Source organism: Micromonospora sp. WMMD736 (genome assembly GCF_049179015.1).
In the GTDB taxonomy this organism is placed as follows: Bacteria; Actinomycetota; Actinomycetes; order Mycobacteriales; family Micromonosporaceae; genus Micromonospora.
In genome coordinates this window covers 1-2,157 of sequence record NZ_JBMHMI010000064.1, presented here as the reverse complement: position 1 = coordinate 2,157, position 2,157 = coordinate 1, and the positions used below count along the sequence as shown (strand labels likewise).

Here is a 2,157-nt window from a genome sequence, read left to right as displayed (position 1 = left end):
CTGGCAGCCGGGTTCGACGAAGTGCTGGCCCTTGGTGGCGACGCTCGAGCCGTGCCCGCTTCCTTCGCTGCCGACGGCGACCCGTCGGCACCGTCCCCGGTGGCCGAACGATGAGTGCCGCCGACGGCCAGTCATCGCGACGGGTTGATCCACGGACCCTTCGGCTGCCCGGCTCGGTAGCCGAGATCGATGGCAGCCCAGCAGGCCCGGCGATCGGCGCATTCTTCGATCTGGACGGCACGCTGGTGGCCGGGTTCACCGGCGTCATCATGACCCGAGATCGATTGCGGCGGGGCCAGATGAGCGTGGGCGAGTTCATCGGCATGGTGCAGGCCGGGCTCAACCACCAACTCGGCCGGTCGGAGTTCGAAGACCTGATCGGCAAGGGCGCGCGGATGTTGCGCGGGAACTCGCTGGGCGACCTGGACGAACTTGCCGAGCGGCTGTTCGTCCAGCAGATCATGAACCGCATTTATCCGGAGATGCGCGACTTGGTGCGCGCGCACATGGCACGTGGCCATACGGTGGTGCTGAGTTCGTCCGCGCTCACGGTCCAGGTCGAGCCCGTGGCACGATTCCTCGGCATCAAGAATGTGCTCAGTAACAGGTTCGAGACCGACGAGAACGGTCTGATCACCGGGGAGGTCATCAGACCGATCCTGTGGGGCCCTGGAAAAGCCAGGGCAGTACAGGGTTTCGCTGCCGAACAGGGTATCGACCTCGCCAAGAGCTATTTCTACGCCGATGGTGATGAAGACGTGGCGCTGATGTACCTCGTCGGTAATCCGCGGCCGACCAATCCAGGCGGCAAGCTGGCCGCGGTCGCCGCCAAACGTGGCTGGCCCGTGTTGAAGTTCACCAGCCGCAGCGGCAGTAGTCCGGTCTCGCAGTTGCGTACGATCGCCGGCGTCGCCTCGATGGTGCCGGTTGCTGCCGGCGCGATCGGTGTCGGACTACTGGCCCGCAAACGGCGTAGCGGCGTCAACTTCTTCACCTCGGCCTACGGGCGACTGCTGTTGGCCACCACCGGTGTCAACCTCAACGTGCTCGGAGAGGAGAACCTGACCAAGCAGCGGCCGGCGGTGTTCATCTTCAATCACCGCAACCAAGTCGATCCGATCATCGCCGGGGCGCTGGTCCGGGACAACTTCACCGGGGTGGGCAAAAAGGAACTGGAGACCGACCCGGTGGTCGGAACGCTCGGCAAGCTCATGGATGCGGCCTTTATCGATCGCGAGAATCCAGAGTCTGCGGTTCAGGGGCTGCACAAGGTGGAAGAACTTGCCCGCAAGGGTCTTTCGATCTTGATTGCACCTGAAGGCACCCGGCTGGACACCACCGAGGTCGGTCCCTTCAAGAAGGGACCGTTCCGCATCGCAATGTCGGCCGGGATCCCGATCGTGCCGATCGTCATCCGCAATGCCGAGGTGATCGCCGCTCGCGACTCCAGCACCTTCAATCCCGGAACCGTCGATGTCGTCGTTTACCCGCCGATTCCGGTCGACTCCTGGACGGTGGAGGAGCTGCCGGACCGGATCGCCGAGATCCGTCAGCTCTACCTGGACACGTTGAAAGCGTGGCCACACGACGAAGTGCCGAGGCCGCAGCTGTACAGCGGGGTGACCGGTAAGAAGGCCCCCGCGAAGAAGGCCGCCGCGAAGAAGGCCGCCGGGAAGAAAACCCCGGCCAAGAAGACTGCGGCCAAAAAGGTTGCCGCCAAGAAGACCGCCAAGCAAACCCCCAGACCTCCCGGCACCAAGGGCAGGCCATGAAGTCGCACGCGGCCGAGGTGACCGGATTCACCACCGCTGATGATGCACTGGTGTTGGCCGCGGCATCCTCACCAGCCGAACTCGACCTGCTCAAGGACTGGCTGGCCACCCACCGGCGCGAGCATCCCGGTACGAACGTAGAGGTGCTGCAGCTGCCCGCCGAGGATGAACCGTCGCCGGGTGTGTTGGCCAGGCTGGTCGAAGAGTTGGAGGATGACGAGGACCGGATGGTGGTGCCGGTTCGGGTGTTCTGGGTGCCCGGCGGGCTACCAACCCGGACCAAACTGGTCGCATTGCTGTCGGGCCGAGACACCTATCGCCCACCGGAGTTCCTGCAACGACGAATCCTGAAGAAAGATCCGACGCGGGCGCGGGTGGTCGCCGG

Annotated in this window: 2 protein-coding genes; both read left to right on the top strand. The window is 64.6% G+C overall.

The annotated features are described in order from the left end of the window. Positions 1-110: 110 nt before the first annotated feature. Positions 111-1,772 (top strand): HAD-IB family hydrolase/lysophospholipid acyltransferase family protein, encoded by a 1,662-nt coding sequence (locus tag ACN269_RS33575; RefSeq protein ID WP_421477194.1) that lies wholly within the window; start codon positions 111-113, stop codon positions 1,770-1,772. Next, positions 1,769-2,157 (top strand): hypothetical protein (locus ACN269_RS33570; protein ID WP_421477192.1); only part of this gene is annotated, 389 nt, incomplete at its 3' end. The genes ACN269_RS33575 and ACN269_RS33570, both read left to right, overlap by 4 nt.